This window comes from Bacillus sp. FSL R5-0603 (assembly GCF_038050295.1).
Taxonomy (GTDB): domain Bacteria; phylum Bacillota; class Bacilli; order Bacillales; family Bacillaceae; genus Bacillus; species Bacillus subtilis.
Genome location: NZ_JBBOYP010000001.1, coordinates 2465772 through 2479646, shown reverse-complemented (window position 1 = coordinate 2479646; position 13875 = coordinate 2465772). Strand labels below are relative to the sequence as shown.

The window sequence follows — 13875 nt, the reverse complement described above, 5'->3', positions numbered from 1 at the left end:
CAGGTGATGACATGATAGAACTTTTCGTCATTAAAGAAACGGAATGGCTTGAGCTGGTAACTGAAAGTGTTTCCCTCGAAGGGCAACGGTATCAGGCGCCGCGATCGATCACAGCAAAGATCATAACCAAACAAGGAACCCATTCATATTACAGCGTATCAGAAGGGGATACGGTTCTGTTTAAGTGGAAAGGGAAAGAGCTGTTTCGAGGTATTGTGTTTTCTCGCAATCCGGAAGAACATGGGCTGACCTTTACGGCTTATGACATGCTGCAATATCTGGTTAAGAACAAAGATGTTTATGTGTTCTCGAATCAGCGAGCAGACGAGATTATTAAGCGTCTGGCAAGAGATTTTCAGATCCCGACGACATCTATTGCAAATACGGGTTACACCATTAAATCATTAGTGTTTAAAGATGATACGAGTCTTTATGATATGATTCTGAAAGCCTTGAAACAAACGAAGAGCCAAACCGGACGTAATTATCAATTATATTCTGCAAAGGGAAAGCTAGGCCTTCGTGCTTGGCCTGATCCGTCAGAGGTATGGGTGCTAGAAACAGGGGTAAACATCACTGGTTATCAATACAGCACTTCCATTAATGAAACTGCCACGAGAGTAAAGCTGCGGCGTCAGAAAGACAATAAAACTTACACGGCCACCGCAAGTGATAGCTCTGGCATCAGTAAATACGGTGTGCTTCAGTATGTCGAAACAGTTTCCGATAATATTAACCAGGCACAGCTTCAGCAGCGTGCGAAAGTTAAACAGGCACAGAAAAAAGGCGTCAAAAAAGAACTCAAAAGTATTCAAGCGATTGGGATTCCGGATCTTCAGAGTGGTTTGCCCGTCTATATTTCAATTCCGGAAGTTGGGGTTAAGAAGACATACTGGATTGATACAGACAAACACGAATTTAAAGGATCCACGCACACTATGACCATTGATGTTGTGGAGAAAAACTCTATTCCTGATGGTGTTTCCTCATGAGACTAAGTGAAGCAATCAAGCATTTGGCTGTCGGTGCAGTTGATTCTGAGTCACCGGTGGATATTATGCCGGCTGAAGTGGTTTCCGTTTCCCCTGTTGAGATAAGGCTTAATGAAAATAACAAATTAATAATACCTGCTGATTTGATTATTGTTCCAAAGCGGTTGCGGGCCGGTGAAGAAGAAGCATTAAATACAGGTGAGCGTGTGATGATTGTCTCCTTAAAAGGCGGACAATCATTTTTTATTCTCGACAAAATATAGGGGGTGCCTGGGTTGGCCCTTTCACCAGAAGTTGAATTTAATGATATTGAAGATGACAGCGAAGTCATAGAGACCTCGCAAACCTACAAAATAGATTTTGAAAATGGCCGTATCACAAATGAAATCATCACAGGCCTTGAAGCGATTAAGCAGTTTGTATATCTGTCTCTCCATACTGAGCGATATACATATTCTGTTTACAGTCATGACATTGGTAATGAGCTTCAAGACGTGCTGGCAGATAACGAAACAACAGACGCATATAAGAAAATGGAGATCCCTCGACTGATAGAGGAAGCACTGATCTATGACGATCGGATTTCTGCTGTTACAGATTTTGAAATAGAAAAACAAGGCGAATTGTTCCGTGTCTCCTTTACAGTCGAGACTGACGAAGGAACATTGGAGATCGAGGAGGCGCTTGGCGAAGATGTTTGAAGATCAAACCTTTGAAGTGATTATGGATGGGATGTTAAACAGCATTTCAGCGGATATTGATACGAGGGAAGGCAGCGTGATTTATAATGCCTTAGCTCCTGCAGCTGCAGAATTGGCTAAGTCTTATATTTGGCTCGATACGGTGCTGGAACTTGTCTTCTCAGACACAGCACAAGGGGAATTTTTAGATCGTCGGGCTACTGAAGCAGGCATTGAGCGAACGGCTGCCACAAAAGCAGTCAGGGCAGGGGAGTTTACTGAAGGCGTGACCATTCCTGTAGGGTCTCGCTTTTATGTTGATAATCTTTATTTTCAATACACAGCTGACGGGACGTTGGAATGTGAAACAGCGGGGGAAGCAGGGAACGCAAACATATCCGGTCAAAATCTATTGTCATTAGACACAATACCAGGACTCCAAAAAGCGATCGTGAAAGAGATTCTAATCCCTGGCCGAGAAGAGGAGGATGATGACAGTTTAAGGGCTAGATATTTTACCCGCGTGCGTCGGGAAGCTGTCAGTGCCAATAAAGCACACTATAAACAATGGGCTGAAGAAGTAGACGGAGTGGGGAAGGCAAAGATCTTTCCACTTTGGAATGGAGACGGCACAGTCAAAATTGTCGTGACCAATGCTAACTTGGAACCTGCTTCCGATATTTTAATATCAAAGGTGAAAAACTATATTGATCCTGAACCCAGCCAAGGTGAGGGACAAGCGCCAATAGGTGCCTTTGTCACAGTGGAGAGTGCGGTATGGAAAGAGGTTGAGATTTCAGCCGAGGTACTTCCGGAGGTCAATAGCTCTATCGATCAGGTAAAGCAAGAAATCGAATCAGGTGTTTTAAATCTTTTTAAAAAGATTGCCTTTGAAGATAACGTCATCCGTTTATCGCAGATTAATAATATTGTCTACAATTCACCTTCAGTAAGTGATTACGCAGATATTAAAATCAATGGCGTGGCCGAAAATTTGGTTCTGAGTGACGTTGAAATCCCTAAATTGGGGCAGGTGAACATCATTGAGCAAACTCGATGAAATGACTGCTTACCTGCCGCAGTTTCTTACCAAATTAAAGGAAATGGCTGAACTTCTTAAAGCAGAAGCTCCGGAATTTGAGAAGCAAAATAACAGTATCTTTGATCTGGCAGATCAGCTGTTTGTTACTACGGCAACCTGGGGGCTTGAACGATGGGAAAAGATTTTGAACGTACCGCGGGAATCAGGTGACACCGATGAGATCCGCCGATTGCGTCTAATCTCTAAAATGTCCAACATACCGCCGGCAACATATAAGGCTATTGAACAGGCATTAAATCGGTTCCTGAAAAATCCGTCTGCTCAGGTCAGGCTACTTCAAGGACAGTACCGTTTTAATGTTGATATTGATATAGATGATATGCAGCATATGAGCGAGCTCATAGAAACATTGGAGAATATGAAGCCAGCTCATTTGGCATATACCTTGCGAGCTGCTTTGAATGAGCCACTCAAGATAAAAGATACTGTCATTCTGAATAACAGAAGGTATCGAAAAACAAGTGAGCTAAAGGTAGGTTATTCCGTCACGCTCAATAATAACGAGGTGGTCCTTGTATGATTACACAGCTTTATAGAGAGCGAACAGCTGCAGATTTGAAAAATAGAATATCGAAAGTGCTGCTGAATGGAAATGAAACAAAAATTGTGGAACTCACCATTCACGGTGCGGTTGTCACGGTACTTACTCAACGAGAGGAAGACATCAAACATATTAAGAGTGTTCAGATACTTGATGATCAAAACAACGTGATTACGGAAAGAACAACAGATTTAGACGTCAGTAATAATAGAACGCTAGATTTTAGGATTACTTTTGAGGTGGTGTAACAATGGCTTATGATGCAAAAACAGATTGGCTCCCGGACGATCCGATTAATGAAGATGATGTGAACCGTTGGGAGAAAGGCATTCAAGATGCGCATAAAGATTTAGCTGTACATAAAAATGACATGAACAACCCTCACAATACAACAAAGGCGCAAATCGGGCTAGGGAACGTTGATAATGTACAGCAAGCTTCGAAAAAAGAATTTGAAGAGCATCGTAATGATTTACAACGGCACATTTCACCAGTGGAACGGGAGAATTGGAATGCAAAAGAAACAATTGTCGGAGCTCAGGAAAAAGCGGATAAGGCTTTATCGGATGCAAAATATTACGTGGATACCAACTATAAAAATAACAATCTGACGTTAATTACTGGAGACAATGCTATTCAAGATGCAAGAACAGGAGGGGAAGAATATCCTTTAGGACTGACCTTAATGGACATTGGGCAGGGAAATACTACAGGCTACCCCTTGGGTTATGGCATTGTCAAAAATGAAAAATATAATAATTACCGTTTCACTCAATACTTTTACGGAACAGGGAATGAGTCTGGGACTTACTACGATAGTACAGGAGTTTGGATTAGACACTGGTGGAGTGGCTCAGGCTGGACCCCGTGGCAAAAGATATCAGGGTTTGCTCATGCCAATATTGGAACTACTGGTGTTCAGTATTTGAAAAAGATTGATCACACTAAAATTGCATTTAACAGGATCATAAAAGATAGCCATGATGCCTTTGATACTAAAAACAATCGATTTATTGCTCCGAACGATGGAATGTACTTAATCGGGGCAAGTATATATACCTTAAATTATACATCTTATATAAACTTTCATTTGAAGGTTTACCTAAATGGAAAAGCATATAAAACACTGCACCATGTAAGAGGAGACTTTCAGGAAAAGGATAATAGGATGAATCTTGGTTTAAACGGCAATGCGACTGTACCCATGAATAAAGGAGATTACGTTGAAATCTGGTGCTACTGTAATTACGGAGGAGACGAAACACTGAAAAGGGCAGTAGATGATAAAAATGGTGTATTTAACTTTTTTGATATACAAGAACTTGGAGGCCGAAACTATCCAAGATTTTAGGAGGTAACGATGAATATAGGTGAAGCTATTCTTTTTAAATACCCAACAGCTGATCCCACAAAGGATTTTATTGTCCAGAATAATGGTGATGGAACTCCCTCATATATAGCAGAGTGGAATATTAGGGCACCTATACCCACGGAAGCAGAGTTAAAAACTTGGTGGGAAGAGCTTCAGAGTACATCTGCATATGAACCACCAGTTCAAGTGGATCTACTTGCAAGAGAGTTGTCACAGGAAAAACTGGCTCGTAAACAGCTTGAAGAATTAAACCAAACTTTGGGAAGCGAGCTTTCAAAAATAAAGTTGCAACTGCTTACTCTACAAGGAGGGCAAGGTTCATGAATTATTGGGTGCTGGCTTTGCATTATAACTGGGCTTCTTCTGAAATGGTGAAAAAGGCAATCCATTATAAAGATTGCTCGACTGAGGATTTACAAAAAGGGGTAGAGAAAAAACTCATTACAGCTGAACAGTATAAAGAGATCACAGGAGAAGCCATTTAGGGCTTTTTTATTTTGCCTAAAAGGGGGTGGTGCCGTTGTAAAACCCATGCTCATCACTAAAGATCAACAATAGCAAGGAGGATTTTCTATGGCATCATATAGTTTTCAATTCCCAACAGATGCAACGGGTAAGCCAGGAGCGGCTAAACCGTACAGAGAAGGGAACCATGATTTTATAGTACCTGTGGCTACTATTTCAGGTAATGCGGAGCTGCTGACAAACGCAGTCTTAAAAGCGACCGAAGTGTACACGCAATATGGCCAAGATCGATTAGGTCAGATTTTAATTTCAAAAGTAAAAGGTCATGCTTATTCTGATCGTGAAGGTACCTTATTCATTGAAGAAAGTAACGATATGAATTCATGGACCACAGTCTCTTCGTTGGTTGTTAAAGCAAATACACTTGGCGAGACTGAATGGATTCATTTAACTAAACGCTATTTCCGTTTCAGATATGTAAATGGTAACCTACAACAATCTGAATTCTTACTTTACCAGTCATTGGGCGCAGGTGAAGAGGATATAACCATTAACCACACTGTTCCAATTACAGCAGTTGCTCCGTTCTCAGTCCAGTTAGATAAAAGCAGCTTAACTGATGATGGTCGTTTAAAAGTTCAGACTGAAGGCCTGAACCTTAGATCTTTGGACACTCAATCAAAAGCGATGGATATTGTCTTTCACGATAAAACAGAAAACATAGGTGAGGGTAACCCATTCACCGTTGGATCATTCAAAACGTTGCTCATTGAGGTTTATGGGACGGCTGAGACAAGCGAATTGAAGTTCTGGGGTAAATCCTTATCGGGGACAAAAAGAGCCCTTAGAGGGCAGAAAGTGGATGACGGAACATTTGCCACTAGCACAAAAGGGAAATCAGAAGCTTGGTCTTTTAACATTACTGGTTTTAAAGAAATTGTTATGGAGCTTACAGCTTTAACAAATGGAAACTTTTCAGTTAGAGGGACGGCCGTCTCATAAGATCCGGCTGTCCTTTTTTATTTGCCTCGGAGGAGGTGATTAGAAATGGAGGAGACAAGTTTGTTTATCAATTTTGAAACATTAGATTTAGCAAGAGTATATTTATTTGGAGGGGTGAAGTACCTTGATTTACTTCTAGTACTTAGCATAATTGACGTTTTAACAGGAGTAATCAAGGCATGGAAATTCAAAAAACTGCGAAGCCGAAGCGCATGGTTTGGCTATGTCCGCAAGCTACTCAATTTCTTTGCGGTCATTTTAGCAAACGTGATTGATACAGTACTCAATTTGAACGGTGTCTTAACCTTTGGTACCGTTCTTTTTTATATCGCTAATGAAGGTTTGTCAATAACTGAAAACTTAGCACAGATCGGTGTTAAAATACCATCATCAATAACAGATCGATTACAAACAATTGAGAACGAAAAAGAACAGAGTAAGAATAACGCAGACAAAGCTGCTGGCTAAGCCAGTGGCTTTTTTTATTACACAGACAGAAGGAGAGAGGATATATGGCCATTAAAGTTGTAAAGAATTTAGTCTCTAAATCAAAGTATGGATTGAAATGTCCTAATCCAATGAAAGCTGAATATATCACTATTCATAACACTGCAAATGATGCTTCAGCAGCCAATGAGATTTCTTACATGAAGAATAACTCTAGCTCAACGAGTTTTCACTTTGCAGTAGACGATAAACAAGTCATTCAAGGGATTCCAACGAATCGTAACGCTTGGCACACAGGAGATGGAACAAACGGTACAGGGAATCGCAAGTCGATTGGTGTCGAAATTTGTTATAGCAAGTCAGGAGGGGTACGATATAAGGCAGCGGAAAAGCTTGCTATTAAGTTTGTGGCGCAGCTACTTAAAGAACGCGGCTGGGGCATTGATCGTGTCCGCAAGCATCAAGACTGGAACGGTAAGTATTGCCCGCACCGTATTTTGTCAGAGGGAAGATGGAATCAAGTTAAGGCTGCCATTGAAAAAGAATTAAAGGCGCTAGGTGGGAAAACAAACTCAAGCAAAGCAAGTGTAGCTAAAAAGAAAACAACAAACACAAGCAGCAAAAAAACGTCATATGCGCTACCATCCGGTATTTTTAAAGTGAAGAGCCCAATGATGAGAGGGGAAAAGGTAACACAAATTCAAAAAGCACTGGCTGCACTATACTTTTACCCGGATAAAGGAGCAAAAAACAACGGCATTGACGGCGTGTATGGTCCGAAAACAGCAGATGCAATTAGACGATTCCAGTCTATGTACGGGCTTACTCAAGACGGTATTTACGGACCAAAAACGAAAGCGAAACTTGAAGCTCTCTTGAAGTAAATAAATAGTCTCCTTGAGTATCTTTCTCAAGGAGATACTTATGTTTATTTTGTTACAGATAGTTCAAAACTATTCTAATATTTGAGTAAAAAGTATTATTTTTCTAGTCTGAACATAATGTTATCATTTACATGTAAATAATTTAAAAGAAAGGGATTGATTTCATGTTTAAGAAATTACTTTTAGCAACATCTGCATTAACATTCTCTTTATCATTAGTTCTTCCGTTGGATGGACATGCCAAAGCTCAAGAGGTAACATTACAGGCACAGCAGGAAGTCACTTATCAAACTCCCGTTAAACTATCCGAATTACCAACTAATACAACTGAACAATCTGGTGAATTTCACACAAATGGTATTAAAAAATGGATTGCTAAAGAAGCAATGAAGGCAACAGCCAGTGCGCTTCGACATGGTGGGAGAATTGTTGGTGAGGTAGTCGATGAGTTAGGTGGATCAGCAGGAAAAACATTCGCAAAACATACTGATGATGTAGCAGATGCTTTGGACGAGTTAGTTAAACGAGGTGACGTTGTGGAGGACGCAATTATTGACACGGTTTCCTCATATCTAATTGATGCTGGTGTAAAATCTTCTACAGCTAGAACTATTGCAAGTGTATTTACTTTCTTAGCTTTTTAATTGAGGTGATTTGAATTGGTAACAGTAGAAGAAAGGCTTGACAACCTAGAAAAAAAAGTCGAGAAGCAGGCTTTTCAACTAAGGTTAGTCCAACAATTAGCAGCTGATTATGATCGGTTTGGCTTATTTGATCAAGTTTTGGCCTATGATTTAAGTGAAAAACAGTATCAAGAATTAAGAGAGTTAACGAGCCAGTACACTGATAAGATTAAAAATGGCGAAGAGGTCTCTCTTCATAACTTTACTGAAGAATTTAAAAGAATTTTGAAAGATATTGAAAAAGAAGTGGATTTCGAAAAGTTTATTTCTCTCTGGTTAAAGGGACCAGAAGAAGGTTTTGGATTTTCTAAAGCTTTACATAACCATTTCTTTAATTAAAGATAAGGACCAGCCACATAATAAGCTGGTCTTTCTTTATTTTCCCTCAAGTTCGAACTCCTATGAACAGAATACCAGGTATCTATCCTTCCAAATATATTGTTATTAGCTTGAGGGTTTGTGTGTTTTTCTTCATTAATCATAGAATTCTCCTTACCTCAGTCATTTTCTTCTATTATTTGCAGCTGATTTCAAATTAAATAAAATAAGCCCTTCTCGTTGAGAGGGCTTATAAAGTGCCTCTTCTTTTTAAAAGTCATCTTTATTGGATAAATCTTATTTTAATCATCAAAAAAACCATCTTTGAATTCCATTGATTCTATTCCGGAATCATCAAAAGACTTATCCTTTATCTGCTTACTAAACCTCATTATAAAGTCAGTAAAGCTTTCCGCAACCAAATAAAATGCATCTCGTTCATTTGTAGATTCATGATCCCAAAAATGAACTCTTCCTATCGAATTGCCCTCGATAGTTAAGCTTATTTCATTTCCTCCTGGACAACTTGCAATCGGAATTCTTCCTTGAGGGAATTCCTCTTTATATGCCTCTATGTTGTAGACAAGTGAATTATCATTATTATTTAATCCATAAAATAAATCGACCGTGATTAATTTATCTTTAACCCAAGGGTTTTCTTCTAAAGAGTTGCAATAAATGTCATCTTCATTAAATGCACACTCTCCATACTCCAGAAGGAAATTTTTATATTCTAACGGCAATGTAAAACCATACTTCGATTCAATAGCAATGACGTCACTTTCTGAATATGTATTCTCACCGTATTTTTTGATATCAAATTGCTCTAATTTGTTTTTAATAACATCAAAACTCATTATTTATATCCTCCTCTCAAATCTGACGCTGAACCTATATGTGGAATGTTTTTATGGAGTTTGGTTGGTACTAGTTGAATAGTATTCCCATCAAAATGATGAGGTGTTACTTTTTTAACATCCCTTAACCATTCTTTTGCTTGGTTATTACTTTTAAATCCCTTCATTTCTTTAATTCTCTCATAAACTCTAGTAAAGTCATCTTGGCTCCCATTTAATTCCCCTGGTTTAAATTTTATTGTTGCTTCTGTCCAAGGAGAAAAATCAGGACGACCATTCTTGAAAACAACGGGTTCCCCTTTGGTAACTTCGTTAACTTCTGGTTTATCTGAATACCATTTTCCGTTACCCGGAGTTCCTTCCCATCTGCCGTTAGTTCTAGGTAGCCTTTTCCTTGGATTGGTTGCTTCAATTAATTGGAGCAAACGATCCTTCAAACTTACATCGTTAATAACATTATAGGGAAAGCCCTCAACTGTCACAACTTCTTCTCTCATAACAAATGGTTTCAGAGTTGAAAGAGGATCAGGAGTTGCATCAAGTTTCTTTGATACTTTTTTGACTGCAGCTTTTCCGGCTGTTTTCACTCCTATTTTAGCAACTGAACCAGCACCTTTTAAGCCAAAGATGTTTACTGCTGCATATGTAAACCAATGAGCCTTTGATTCTGTGTCACCGTTCTTTACGTCTCTTACATAGGAGGTTAAAATTGCATCTTTAATTGAATTAAATGTGGAATCATAGTGATAAACTGCAACTGCAGAATTAATAAGCATGTCGACAGGATGATTGTGTGCCATATAGTCTAATGTTTCAGCTGTCATATCATAAAGAGCTGTAACAGTACCTTTGGCTCCAGCCATCAACTCACGTGTGTTTTCAATCTGTGTGAAATATCTTTGCTGATCCTCTGTTAGGTTATCGTAACCAATAGTTTTAGCCATTGAATAGAATTCATCTGCATCAGCATAGTCGTAATTTTTCAGTCTTTCTTTCAGCTTTTCGATTTCCCGTTCTTTTTCTTCTTTCTTCTTAATCGTCAAATAAGCTTCTGTACGTTTCTCAATATCGCCTTTTTTCTTATGTATGTCGCTTTCACGGTACGCCTTGGCGTTGTAGTGGATGGGCGTAGCGTTTTTGCCTTTGCCCGTTGCTTCTTGGAGCTTTTGGAAATCTGACTTGATGAATTGTTCATTAGGTTCTGACAGGGCATATTCTGTCAGTAAATCTTCGTCAAGATCACCTAGTTTTTCAATTGTTTTTTTGCGTTTATCGTTGGCATCTGCAAGCTCATCTTTGAAGGTTTCTGTTGAAAACAAGTCGAGCGGGAGGATGTCGTCGATATCGTTTAGGATATCTTTCATGGCTTTTTTCTGTTCAGACATGATGGATTTTGATTTTTGATGGGCGTTAGCCAGTTCATGTTCTAAAAAAGATTCTTCCACGTACGCGTCAGAGAGACCTTTATCCTCGATAGCTCCAGCAATGCTGTTAAAGAATGCAATTTTCATGTCAATGTAATCGATCCATTGATCAGTCACACCAACATGATCGTGATAGAATGCTTTAATGTTATTAGCGCCTTTACCTGAGAATTCGCTGTCGTCCAGTTCAGCGACGCTTTGTAAAGCTTTTCTCAAGTTGACCATTTGCGTCCTTAGTTCTTTATATTCTTTGGCGCGGTCTGTAGCTTCTGACATAAGTGTTTTAGCTTCAAAGACTTTCATAATCATACCCTCTCATTTAATCGTATAACAAAATATTACCATGGAAGAATGATGAAACTAACTGTTGTGTGGATCAAATGGTGGAAATGAATCATTCGATCTGTGTCATTTTACCTATTTGCTAATCCTTTCAATGAAAGGGGACTTTCCAATTGTAACATCGCCATCATGAAAAAATTCGATAACGTAGCCAGATTCACTAAACATAAAAGTATCTGATCCAACGGCAGTTACATCATCAATTACGTTTAACGCATGCTCAAGACTGGTTTTTAATGCTGGCTGTTCTCCGTAACCCCAAAGAATAATAATGTTCCTATCTTTAAAATGGTGTTTAGCTAGCCAATCGTAAATTTCTTCCTCGTAAACTATAGATTGATGACAACAAACTTCTTCCCACTTGATTCGTCCCCAAGATGTAAAGGGAAAACTGTTTGAAAGCAGTTCATAATATTTTGCCGTTAATTCTTCTGATAAGATTTCTTTGTTTTTCCCTAAAGCTTCTAAGCATTCATCAAATAAGTCCAAAATGTTCACCTCAAAAGCTTTATGTATGATGGATTTTTTCAGTATTAGAAATAAGAAAAAGCCGTTATGAAACGGCTAAAGGGAATCAGAACTAATGTTGTTTATCGAATCAAACAAGGAATTCATGAGTAGGTGCTAGAGTTACATTCCGGGATGCTTCCTTCATTTCGCCATTAGACATAGATCCGAAAAAGGCAAGTCCAATTAAAACGGCGGATAAACTGATAAACAATTTAGATTTCATACATGCATTCCCCTTTCGATATTTGCTTTTGAGCATATACCATCTTCTTGAAACAGATGATACTATCCTCTATTTTTCCATTATAATCGAAAAGGTTGCCTCCTAACAATGCCAGCTCTTCCAGATAAGGGTATCCTTTGCCGTTCTCTAAACGAGAAAAAATGTTGAGGAGTTTAGGTGTATCGCCATTTCTTATATAAAGAACGTCTAATGCTTCAAATAAGTTCATAAAAAGTTCGTCTTTAAAGTCTATGGCGCTTCTGATTCCTTTGCGGAAGCAATCCATTGCTTGTTCTTTTTTGCCTTGTTTAAAATAAATCAATGCTAAGTCATGATAAGCTTGCGGAAGTACGTCAGAGTTTATTTTTCTGTATTGAACCAAGGCTTGTTCGATATAACGTGCAGCCTTATTTAGGTTGTCCATTTTGTGATAGCAATTGCCGAGATTGAAAAATGCAGTGGCATAGATGTGAGTATTTTTACTTTTAAGCAGCTCGGCACCTTTTAAAGCTTCTTGAAGGTGGGGAAGAGCTTTTTCATGATTTTCAAGGTCATCGTAGTTGCCGGCAATCACAAAATGACATTGAATACGCCGAACAGAATAAAGCTCGTGTTTCTTATAGATATTGTATGAAAGTTCAGCGTAGTGCATTGAGATGTGAGTCATTTTCATATGATAATAGACTTCGGATAACTTAAAATAAAACTCAGCTTTTTCAATTTTGTCGGAGATCGTTGGAATTTTGCGTTCAGCTTTTTTGTAATATGTAATGGCCTTTGTGTATTCACCGTTTCTAAACTCATACATCCCGCGGAAGAAGTTATAATAATACGCTCGCATATTGTCCAGCTTCTTCTTATGCCCTTCAATTTTCTTTAAATATTCTGAAAGTTCCATTCGATTTTCATCAGATGGCAGCGTGTATTCCAACATAATTTTATGGCGAAAGGCCATTAATTGATAATAAATAAGCAAATCTTGATCTTCTTCCATAACCTCTATATCACGTTCGATTTCAGCTTTTAACATTTCAGCATCAGTTACGTTGAATTTTTGAATATGCCTATGCCATTCATTAATCTTCATTCCCACTTCAGCTGATGTGATTGATATCAAGATATTCACCCTTCCCTTAACTCTACTAGTAATGTAAATATTAACAAGTTTTCCTTCGCGGAAAAAGGCAATAGGGCACCGCAATTTAAATTTTCGGTGAGACCGCAATAACTTTTTAGTTCTCATGGAAAATCTCTCGATGGTGAATTAAGTGGTTTTGAGGATTAGCTCATTATCGTAGATGAAGACAGGGCTTCATATGGTGGTTTCAAAATTGCCGCAGATCGAGTTGGTGCATAAAGAGGAAGGGAAATAATCCATTCCTCTTCATTTAAGATTGCTGAAATTGTGCCCTGAGTGAACAAAATGCAGACTAGAGGCAGCATTACTGGCTAACGGTACTTGCTACAACTTGTTAATAACAATAGACAATTTATAATTTACATGTTTGTTTAAGCTCATCAGAAATTGATCTAACAATTCATTAGATGGAAATCTACATTCAAGAAGATAACAGCCATCTCCACTTATTTTATAGTTATTGATAACAAATTTCTCTTGTTCTTTTATAAATGAAAGATAAGGCTGATGATAAGTACTTTTTGTGTAGATGTTAATTAAGGCGTGAATAGAACACCCTAAATTAGCTTGATTCACTTTTATTGTATAACCTTCAATTACCCCGGTATCTTCTAATTTAGCAACTCTCGACGCAGCTGCTTGTCCTGTTAAATGAATTTTCTCTCCTATCTTTCATTGTTATGCGACTATTTATGGACAATTCTTCTAATATTTTTATATCAGTGTGATCCAACATAAAATCAAATCCTTTCCTAGGTATACTATACCAATCACTTTTAAATGCGGTAAGAATTTACTTGGTATTTTTAAATTACATAATATCCCCATTCGAATGGATATAATACACCTGTTAAACATATAAGATACACACTTTCAAAAATCAAGTCAAACTGCA

At 38.4% G+C, this 13875-nt stretch carries 20 protein-coding genes and 1 pseudogene; 14 read left to right on the top strand and 7 right to left on the bottom strand.

Annotated features, from left to right (window positions below):
• Nucleotides 1-11 precede the first annotated feature (11 nt).
• The 14 genes from NYE56_RS12725 to NYE56_RS12660 all read left to right on the top strand — a co-directional run bounded on the left by NYE56_RS12725 (nt 12) and on the right by NYE56_RS12660 (nt 8507).
• Nucleotides 12-992, top strand: a complete 981-nt coding sequence (locus NYE56_RS12725; protein WP_341283930.1) for an XkdQ/YqbQ family protein — start codon at nt 12-14, stop codon at nt 990-992.
• Entirely contained in the window at nt 989-1255 is a 267-nt protein-coding gene (locus NYE56_RS12720) for a DUF2577 family protein (RefSeq protein ID WP_327847292.1), read from the top strand. The genes NYE56_RS12725 and NYE56_RS12720 overlap by 4 nt, the downstream gene beginning before the upstream one ends.
• Nucleotides 1256-1267: 12 nt before the next feature.
• Complete coding sequence (locus tag NYE56_RS12715) at nt 1268-1693, top strand: DUF2634 domain-containing protein (protein ID WP_327847293.1); 426 nt, start codon at nt 1268-1270, stop codon at nt 1691-1693.
• Nucleotides 1686-2732, top strand: coding sequence for a baseplate J/gp47 family protein (locus NYE56_RS12710; RefSeq protein WP_341283929.1), 1047 nt, complete (start codon nt 1686-1688; stop codon nt 2730-2732). The genes NYE56_RS12715 and NYE56_RS12710 overlap by 8 nt, the downstream gene beginning before the upstream one ends.
• Nucleotides 2716-3294, top strand: coding sequence for a YmfQ family protein (locus NYE56_RS12705; protein WP_341283928.1), 579 nt, complete (start codon nt 2716-2718; stop codon nt 3292-3294). Before NYE56_RS12710 ends, NYE56_RS12705 begins: the two co-directional genes overlap by 17 nt.
• Nucleotides 3291-3563, top strand: coding sequence for a hypothetical protein (locus NYE56_RS12700; RefSeq protein ID WP_341283927.1), 273 nt, complete (start codon nt 3291-3293; stop codon nt 3561-3563). Before NYE56_RS12705 ends, NYE56_RS12700 begins: the two co-directional genes overlap by 4 nt.
• 2 nt (nt 3564-3565) lie before the next feature.
• Nucleotides 3566-4666, top strand: coding sequence for a pyocin knob domain-containing protein (locus NYE56_RS12695; RefSeq protein ID WP_341283926.1), 1101 nt, complete (start codon nt 3566-3568; stop codon nt 4664-4666).
• Between the two features lie 9 nt (nt 4667-4675).
• Entirely contained in the window at nt 4676-5011 is a 336-nt protein-coding gene (locus NYE56_RS12690) for an XkdW family protein (RefSeq protein WP_009967793.1), read from the top strand.
• A complete protein-coding gene (locus tag NYE56_RS12685; protein WP_041850053.1) occupies nt 5008-5172 on the top strand; it encodes an XkdX family protein in 165 nt (54 codons plus the stop codon). Before NYE56_RS12690 ends, NYE56_RS12685 begins: the two co-directional genes overlap by 4 nt.
• Before the next feature lie 88 nt (nt 5173-5260).
• A complete protein-coding gene (gene xepA, locus NYE56_RS12680) occupies nt 5261-6154 on the top strand; it encodes a phage-like element PBSX protein XepA (RefSeq protein WP_335450853.1) in 894 nt (297 codons plus the stop codon).
• 45 nt (nt 6155-6199) lie between these two features.
• Nucleotides 6200-6622: a phage holin family protein gene (locus tag NYE56_RS12675; protein ID WP_003246208.1), complete on the top strand. Its 423-nt coding sequence runs from the start codon at nt 6200-6202 to the stop codon at nt 6620-6622.
• Nucleotides 6623-6666: 44 nt separating this feature from the next.
• A complete protein-coding gene (cwlA, locus tag NYE56_RS12670; RefSeq protein ID WP_163116813.1) occupies nt 6667-7485 on the top strand; it encodes an N-acetylmuramoyl-L-alanine amidase CwlA in 819 nt (272 codons plus the stop codon).
• A gap of 164 nt (nt 7486-7649) precedes the next feature.
• Nucleotides 7650-8129 carry a hypothetical protein gene (locus NYE56_RS12665; RefSeq protein ID WP_004399085.1) on the top strand — a complete coding sequence of 160 codons (480 nt, stop codon included), beginning with the start codon at nt 7650-7652 and terminating at the stop codon, nt 8127-8129.
• A 15-nt stretch (nt 8130-8144) separates the two neighbouring features.
• Nucleotides 8145-8507: a hypothetical protein gene (locus NYE56_RS12660; protein WP_003229947.1), complete on the top strand. Its 363-nt coding sequence runs from the start codon at nt 8145-8147 to the stop codon at nt 8505-8507.
• On the opposite strand, the gene NYE56_RS12655 is transcribed toward NYE56_RS12660, so the two are convergent.
• The 7 genes and pseudogenes from NYE56_RS12655 to NYE56_RS12625 all read right to left on the bottom strand — a co-directional run bounded on the left by NYE56_RS12655 (nt 8504) and on the right by NYE56_RS12625 (nt 13716).
• A complete protein-coding gene (locus NYE56_RS12655; protein ID WP_009967791.1) occupies nt 8504-8650 on the bottom strand; it encodes a hypothetical protein in 147 nt (48 codons plus the stop codon). The genes NYE56_RS12660 and NYE56_RS12655 overlap by 4 nt on opposite strands.
• Before the next feature lie 138 nt (nt 8651-8788).
• On the bottom strand, nt 8789-9343 hold the full coding sequence (locus NYE56_RS12650; protein ID WP_046663661.1) for an SMI1/KNR4 family protein: 555 nt from the start codon (nt 9341-9343) through the stop codon (nt 8789-8791).
• Complete coding sequence (locus tag NYE56_RS12645) at nt 9343-11070, bottom strand: T7SS effector LXG polymorphic toxin (RefSeq protein ID WP_341283925.1); 1728 nt, start codon at nt 11068-11070, stop codon at nt 9343-9345. Before NYE56_RS12645 ends, NYE56_RS12650 begins: the two co-directional genes overlap by 1 nt.
• Nucleotides 11071-11184: 114 nt before the next feature.
• Nucleotides 11185-11598: a CDI toxin immunity protein gene (locus NYE56_RS21330; protein WP_017696292.1), complete on the bottom strand. Its 414-nt coding sequence runs from the start codon at nt 11596-11598 to the stop codon at nt 11185-11187.
• Nucleotides 11599-11707: 109 nt separating this feature from the next.
• Nucleotides 11708-11842, bottom strand: coding sequence for a phosphatase RapE inhibitor PhrE (gene phrE, locus NYE56_RS12635; protein ID WP_014114495.1), 135 nt, complete (start codon nt 11840-11842; stop codon nt 11708-11710).
• Nucleotides 11832-12959, bottom strand: coding sequence for a response regulator aspartate phosphatase RapE (gene rapE / locus NYE56_RS12630; RefSeq protein WP_087961317.1), 1128 nt, complete (start codon nt 12957-12959; stop codon nt 11832-11834). The genes phrE and rapE overlap by 11 nt, the downstream gene beginning before the upstream one ends.
• 345 nt (nt 12960-13304) lie before the next feature.
• Nucleotides 13305-13716: pseudogene (locus NYE56_RS12625) on the bottom strand (Lrp/AsnC family transcriptional regulator).
• Nucleotides 13717-13875: the final 159 nt, after the last annotated feature.

What these genes read in the sequence shown, in the direction of transcription:
- NYE56_RS12690 (WP_009967793.1), top strand. Translation starts at nt 4,676, where the DNA reads ATGAATATAGGTGAAGCTATTCTTTTTAAATACCCAACAGCTGATCCC.
- NYE56_RS12685 (WP_041850053.1), top strand. Translation starts at nt 5,008, where the DNA reads ATGAATTATTGGGTGCTGGCTTTGCATTATAACTGGGCTTCTTCTGAA.
- NYE56_RS12700 (WP_341283927.1), top strand. Translation starts at nt 3,291, where the DNA reads ATGATTACACAGCTTTATAGAGAGCGAACAGCTGCAGATTTGAAAAAT.
- NYE56_RS12725 (WP_341283930.1), top strand. Translation starts at nt 12, where the DNA reads ATGATAGAACTTTTCGTCATTAAAGAAACGGAATGGCTTGAGCTGGTA.
- NYE56_RS12645 (WP_341283925.1), bottom strand. Translation starts at nt 11,070, where the DNA reads ATGAAAGTCTTTGAAGCTAAAACACTTATGTCAGAAGCTACAGACCGC.
- NYE56_RS12720 (WP_327847292.1), top strand. Translation starts at nt 989, where the DNA reads ATGAGACTAAGTGAAGCAATCAAGCATTTGGCTGTCGGTGCAGTTGAT.
- NYE56_RS12650 (WP_046663661.1), bottom strand. Translation starts at nt 9,343, where the DNA reads ATGAGTTTTGATGTTATTAAAAACAAATTAGAGCAATTTGATATCAAA.
- xepA (WP_335450853.1), top strand. Translation starts at nt 5,261, where the DNA reads ATGGCATCATATAGTTTTCAATTCCCAACAGATGCAACGGGTAAGCCA.
- NYE56_RS12695 (WP_341283926.1), top strand. Translation starts at nt 3,566, where the DNA reads ATGGCTTATGATGCAAAAACAGATTGGCTCCCGGACGATCCGATTAAT.
- phrE (WP_014114495.1), bottom strand. Translation starts at nt 11,842, where the DNA reads ATGAAATCTAAATTGTTTATCAGTTTATCCGCCGTTTTAATTGGACTT.
- NYE56_RS12655 (WP_009967791.1), bottom strand. Translation starts at nt 8,650, where the DNA reads ATGATTAATGAAGAAAAACACACAAACCCTCAAGCTAATAACAATATA.
- cwlA (WP_163116813.1), top strand. Translation starts at nt 6,667, where the DNA reads ATGGCCATTAAAGTTGTAAAGAATTTAGTCTCTAAATCAAAGTATGGA.
- NYE56_RS12665 (WP_004399085.1), top strand. Translation starts at nt 7,650, where the DNA reads ATGTTTAAGAAATTACTTTTAGCAACATCTGCATTAACATTCTCTTTA.
- NYE56_RS12675 (WP_003246208.1), top strand. Translation starts at nt 6,200, where the DNA reads ATGGAGGAGACAAGTTTGTTTATCAATTTTGAAACATTAGATTTAGCA.
- NYE56_RS12710 (WP_341283929.1), top strand. Translation starts at nt 1,686, where the DNA reads ATGTTTGAAGATCAAACCTTTGAAGTGATTATGGATGGGATGTTAAAC.